The sequence below is a fragment of the Streptomyces sp. NWU339 genome (genome assembly GCF_003143855.1).
In the GTDB taxonomy this organism is placed as follows: Bacteria; Actinomycetota; Actinomycetes; order Streptomycetales; family Streptomycetaceae; genus Streptomyces.
Map to the genome: position 1 here is coordinate 1 of NZ_QFRK01000155.1, position 5,011 is coordinate 5,011.

At 67.3% G+C, this 5,011-nt stretch carries 5 protein-coding genes and 3 pseudogenes; 4 read left to right on the forward strand and 4 right to left on the reverse strand.

Annotated features, from left to right (window positions below):
- The coding region (locus DIZ27_RS44730; RefSeq protein WP_109383959.1) for an ISL3 family transposase at positions 1-999 on the forward strand (999 nt) is incomplete at its 5' end.
- A gap of 186 nt (positions 1,000-1,185) precedes the next feature.
- Here the strand turns inward: DIZ27_RS44730 and DIZ27_RS44735 are convergent.
- The 3 genes and pseudogenes from DIZ27_RS44735 to DIZ27_RS44750 all read right to left on the reverse strand — a co-directional run.
- Positions 1,186-1,296 (reverse strand): annotated as a pseudogene (locus tag DIZ27_RS44735) (IS6 family transposase); the annotation flags it as partial.
- 466 nt (positions 1,297-1,762) lie between these two features.
- Positions 1,763-1,912: a 50S ribosomal protein L32 gene (gene rpmF, locus DIZ27_RS44745; protein WP_109383963.1), complete on the reverse strand. Its 150-nt coding sequence runs from the start codon at positions 1,910-1,912 to the stop codon at positions 1,763-1,765.
- Positions 1,913-2,146: 234 nt separating this feature from the next.
- Positions 2,147-2,416 carry a hypothetical protein gene (locus DIZ27_RS44750; RefSeq protein ID WP_258308934.1) on the reverse strand — a complete coding sequence of 90 codons (270 nt, stop codon included), beginning with the start codon at positions 2,414-2,416 and terminating at the stop codon, positions 2,147-2,149.
- A gap of 660 nt (positions 2,417-3,076) precedes the next feature.
- On the opposite strand from DIZ27_RS44750, the gene DIZ27_RS44755 reads away from it, so the two are divergent.
- A complete protein-coding gene (locus tag DIZ27_RS44755) occupies positions 3,077-3,400 on the forward strand; it encodes a DUF3024 domain-containing protein (RefSeq protein ID WP_109383960.1) in 324 nt (107 codons plus the stop codon).
- Between the two features lie 111 nt (positions 3,401-3,511).
- Here DIZ27_RS44755 and DIZ27_RS44760 read toward each other — a convergent pair.
- Positions 3,512-3,883: pseudogene (locus DIZ27_RS44760) on the reverse strand (single-stranded DNA-binding protein); the annotation flags it as partial.
- A gap of 74 nt (positions 3,884-3,957) precedes the next feature.
- On the opposite strand from DIZ27_RS44760, the gene DIZ27_RS44765 reads away from it, so the two are divergent.
- A complete protein-coding gene (locus DIZ27_RS44765) occupies positions 3,958-4,182 on the forward strand; it encodes a hypothetical protein (RefSeq protein WP_109383962.1) in 225 nt (74 codons plus the stop codon).
- 337 nt (positions 4,183-4,519) lie between these two features.
- A pseudogene (locus DIZ27_RS44770) lies at positions 4,520-5,011 on the forward strand (IS1380 family transposase); the annotation flags it as partial.

The following is a 5,011-nucleotide window of genomic DNA, read 5'->3' on the forward strand; positions in this document are numbered from 1 at the left end:
GAAACGCACGAGCGGATCGACGTGCTGCCCGACCGTACCGCCGGCACGCTGGAAGCGTGGCTGCGCGAGCATCCGGGCATCGAGGTCGTGTGCCGTGACGGCTCGGCGACCTACGCCGAGGCCATCCGCCGTGCCCTGCCCCACGCGGTCCAGGTCGCTGACCGCTGGCATGTATGGCACAACCTGTGCGAAGCCGCCCTCAGCGAGGTGAAGGCACACAGCACCTGCTGGGCCGCCGTGCTGGACGCGCCCCTGTACGACGGGCCCCGCGCGCGAACCACCCTCGAGCGCTGGCACCAGGTCCACGACCTACTCGACCAGGGCGTGGGCCTGCTCGAGTGCGCCCGCCGGCTTCAACTGGCCCTGAACACCGTCAAACGCTACGCCCGAGCCGACCGGCCCGAACGGATGCTTCGCGTCCCCAAGTACCGCGCCAGCCTTGTCGACCCCTACCGTGAGCACCTGCGTAAACGACGGGCGGAGCACCCCGCCGTCCCCGTCCAGCACCTCTTCGAAGAGATCAAGGCCCTCGGCTTCACGGGCTGCTTGAACCTCCTGCACAAGTACATCAACCAAGGCCGCGCAGACGCCGACCGCAGCCACATCTCCCCACGTCGGCTCGCCCGGATGCTGCTCACCCGGCCCAGCAACCTCAAAAACGAACATCACGACCTCCTGGACCGGCTCACTGGCGCCTGCCCCGAGATGACCCAACTGACCACCAGCATCAGGGACTTCGCCGAACTCCTGACGCCCTGCCCAGAAAATGCCGACAGGCTCTCGGACTGGATCGCACAGGCCCGCGCAGTCGATCTGCCCCACCTGCACGCCTTCACCCGGGGCCTGGAACGGGACCGCGACGCCGTGATCGCCGCACTCACGCTTCCGTACAGCAACGGCCCCACCGAGGGCGTCAACACCAAGACCAAGCGGATCGCGCGCCAGATGCACGGACGAGCAGGCTTCACCCTTCTTCGCCACCGCATCCTCCTCGGATAAGGACACGCTCCGTCACCACCGAAAGTGAGACAGGGCCGTTAAGTTGACACACCCTGGCTACACCGACTACCCACATTTGGCGTAGGGTGCCGACCTCTGATCCGCCTGGGGCGTTGTCACGTTGTTGGGTGCGTGACTGTCTGATGGTGCGTCGGGGCGTGGTGGGCCCGCGGCCCGGGCCTGTGTTCAGGCCGTGGTGGGCAGGTTGGCAGCGCCGGTGATCTGGTCCCAGATCGCGAAGCGGACGGTCATCTCGGCGCGGTGGTCGGGGGCGGTCATCCGGTGGCGGCCTGCCCGGCCTGCTCCGGCGCTTGCTGTAGTCCCACTTGCGCACGATAAGTCTGCGGTGCCACGCCGGCACAGTTGCAGGCGTCACCGGGAAAACGCGCGCCCACCGACGCCGCGGGAGCAGCGCAGCCAACGCCGCGAACCACAGCCGGTCCGCCGGCGCATACCGCACCGGTCCCTTGAGCTGCCTGCGCAGCACCGCGTTCTCATGCCGCAGCACCAGCAACTCAGCATCCTTTGCCGCGCGTCGGCGTAGCAGCACCGCCGGGACCGACAGCAGCTTCCGCGCCACGTGATACACCAGTGAGACGAGCATCCGGACAGGGTTCCAGGAGCTCACAGTGGCGCGCCAGACCCACTCCGAGCAGCAGCGATGAGTTTCCGAACGGCACAACATCGTGCGCAGGAAGGGCCAGGTCAGGCGAGGCACCCGACGGGTTCCGGAGAAGGCCATCACCCTTGCGCCCGCGATACTTCAGTAACTCAAGCAACGGCATTGGCCGTTGGGCACCAGATGGGAGAGCCCATCGACGGGGACCGGCACGAGGGCCGGCGCGGTGACCTTCCACCGGGCGCGGCGGTGACGGGTGTTGCTGCGGGACAACTTCCGCTTGGGGACAACCACGGAAACATCCGGGTCGACGAACCCCAGAAGCTGCATGAAAACGACCCTCATTGGCAAATGTTGCCCTGCCGTTCCCGCCCTGCTCAGCACCCCGAAGAACCGGAACTGTTCCTCGGAAACCTGCCTGTCGGGGAGAGCGGCTGCGCTCCGGGATCTCGCCACCACCCGGCAACGCGGAACCTGGCGTCGGTGACGCTCCCCGACCAGCATGAGGAGAGGAACTCACCGCACACGTCAGTCGCGAGCGCCTCGACGCAACGCCAGGACACACCGCAGGGTCACCATCATCAGAGCGGCTGCGACCATCACGCCCGACACCAGTGGCCCCGGCCGATAGCCGAGCGAGAGTCGGGTGCCCATGAAGGTGAGAAGGAGAACGGTAACTTCCAGGGCGTGGAGCGGGACCCTGGCGGCGACGGCCCGCAGCGCGGCTGCCGATACCAGGCCGGTCACGGTCCAGACGATCAGGTGCGACCACACCTGGCCCGGCACGGCGAGAGGCATGCCGTACTCATCGGGACCGAGGCGAAACGACGCACTCGCCCAGCCGAATCCCACCCCGAAGAGGGGAAACCCGACCGCCCACAGAACGTGTCTCCACAGCGGGCCGGGACGTGACGAGTTCTCGCTCTCGGGGTCCACGTCGGTGTCGGGGGTGCAGGGGCCGTATGGGGCAGGAGAATCAGTCACACCCGCGAAGACGCGTCCGATGAACCATAGGTTCCTCTCCAGCCCGGACCGATCCGTCGATGATTCCTCGCACGGGCGTTGTCACGTTGGCTGACAGTGATGATGTTCGTGGTGACGCCGATGGTGGGCCTGACCCCTTGGCTGACTGACGTTTCGACTGTCCTGTTTCGGATTTGTCGGCCCGCCGGGCGTCACCCCGCACGCGGCCGGACGGGCGTTTGTGACTTCATAGGAGTCAGCCGTTCACCTGCGAATGACGCCTCGCGGATCCTGCTGGTTAATTCCATGCTGGCTGCGTAGGCACCCGGACCGGGCACCTCGCCCGCCTCGACCTCTCCCTCGCCGCATGACCCGGAATTGGCCAGCAGGATCGGTGACACGATTCTTACTGGCACCCCAAGATCATCCCGTGGCGGGTTTCTGGCGTATCTGGGCCATGCCCGTCGAAGGGATGGTCGTGGTTAACGTGGGAGTGTGAAGATCTCTGAGCTGGACCGAGCCAGGCTGAAGAAGTGGGCTGAGCAGCGCATTCCTGCGCATGCGAAGGCGGAAATCACGGTGGGGTGTGCGGTGCGGGGCAGCGCCGCTGTGATCACCGAGGAGCGACCGCCGTGGGACGGAGTCGGAGAGTGGACCTCGCGTCGGGTCGCTCGGCTGCGACGTACTGATGAGGGGTGGCAGGTGGACGGCGCGGATCGCAACGGGCGCTGGTATCCGTGCGATCGCCTGCCGACGGTCTCGTCACTGGACGAGGCCCTGACCGTTCTGGACGATCCGCGTCACGCCTTCTGGGGCTGACCGCRCCCCTGGTCAGAACGGGTGCGGCTCGRCAGGTGCCGCGCTCGGGGACGGCTGTGCGGAGTCGGATACCGGTCCGGCCGCCGGGGCGGGGCCGCGTTGGGGCGGCATGCCTTGGCGGTAGGTCTTGGTGACCTTGGCGGTCGCGTAGGTCAGGGAGGCCGCGACGTCCTCGGCGTCGATCTCCACGGTGGTGCGACGGATGCCCTCTTTGTCATCGAAGGTGCGTTGCCGCAGGCGTCCGGTGACGATGACCCGCATGCCGCGGGTGAGGGACTGCGCGGCGTTCTCGCCGGCCTGTCGCCAGAGCGAGCAACGCAGGAACAGTGGCTCTCCGTCGACGAATTCGCTGCGCTCGCGGTCGAACACGCGGGGCGTGGACGCGATGGTGAAACCCGCCACCGGGATGCCGGAGGCGGTGTGCCGCAGTTCCGGATCGGCGGTCAGGTTGCCCACCACCGTCACCAGCGTCTCGCCCGCCATGCCGCCACCCCTTGCCTCGTGCTGGAACACGCCCACCGTACCGGCCCTGCGCGCCCGCTGGCACGATGACTGCTATGACGAGCGAGGACAACGACCTGGAGGCGGCAGCTGCGGCCCTGCGCGAGGCGCAGGCGGCAGTCCACGCGGCCCGCCGACAGCTGACCGCGGCGGTTGTCGCCGCGTACCAAGCCGGACAGTCGGCGGCCCGCATCGCCGAACGCACGGGCACGAGCATCATCGAGATACGCAATCTCCTGGCTGCGATGTCGACCCAGACCTCACGTCGGACGTCTCGCTGACCTCGCCGCGGAGCATGCCGGTCAGCATGCCGAGGTTGTCCGACGTTGGGAAAACCAACGGGACAGCAGATGGCGGTAGCACCGCTTCCGCTTCTGTCCTCTCGCAAACGACCATCTGTGAGAGTTCTGTGAGAGCACCCGAAGCGGTCGCGTTTCCGCAGGTCGCCACTCGCAAAAGTCCTCTCGAAACCGGCGCGTTGTGCGAGGCACTTCTGAGCCTGGATCCACCGCGCGATAGTCGGTCTGCGGGCGACGAAATGAGAAGAGGTGCCCGCTGACCTGGGATGATGAAAGTTCCTACGCCCTCATCAGTCCCACGAAGCAAGGCACCTCGTAAGTGAGAGTCTCCCATAGCCCGGCGACGCTGTTCGCCGCGTTCGACGCCCCGGACCTGATCGCGCATGCCGGGCTGGTTCCGACGATCCGGCTGGCCGAGCGGTGCGGGCTGCCCGCCCTGGTGGCCGAGAAGGTGAAGCTCACCGGCGCGGCCAACGGTGCCGGTACGGCAGCCGACGCGAAGGCCTTGTCGATCGTGGGCGGCATGATCGCCGGGGCGGACAGCATCGAGGATTTGGACGTGCTCCGGCACGGTGGCCTGTCCCGCCTGTTCGGCGGCGTGCGCGCCCCGTCCACACTGGGCACCTTCCTGCGTGCCTTCACCTGGGGACATGTGCGTCAACTCGAGTCCGTCATGCGGGCGTTCACCTGCACTCTGGCCGCGCACACCGGTCTGGTCCCGAAGCGGGACGAGGTGGTGTTCGTGGACATCGACTCCAAGGTCAAGCAGGTCTACGGGCCTGCCAAGCAGGGCGCCTCGTTCGGCTACACC